Annotated in this window: 1 pseudogene; it reads right to left on the bottom strand. The window is 57.1% G+C overall.

Annotated features, from left to right (window positions below):
• A pseudogene (locus tag J4G32_RS21010) lies at positions 1 to 289 on the bottom strand (aspartate aminotransferase family protein); the annotation flags it as partial.

Here is a 289-nt window from a genome sequence, read left to right as displayed (position 1 = left end):
TAAAGCCCGCCTCAAACGCCGATGGCGCCAGATATACGCCTTCCTCCAGCATCAGGTGGAAGAAACGCTTAAAGCGTTCAACGTCGCACGCCATCACGTCCTGATAGCAGGTTACGCTCTCAGCGTCGGTGAAGAAAATCCCGAACATGCCGCCGACATGGTTAACCACCAGCGGAATATTCGCTTCTTCGGCAGCTTCCAGCAAACCTTCCGCCAGGCGGGTGGTGAGCTCATCCAGCGTTTCATGAATGCCGGGCTGGGCGACTTCATTCAGGCAGGCGAAACCGGC

It is taken from the genome of Microvirga antarctica, assembly GCF_017921815.1.
Classification (GTDB): domain Bacteria; phylum Pseudomonadota; class Alphaproteobacteria; order Rhizobiales; family Beijerinckiaceae; genus Microvirga; species Microvirga antarctica.
The sequence above is the reverse complement of the archived record's forward strand: the minus strand, read 5'-3'. Positions and strand labels throughout refer to the sequence as shown.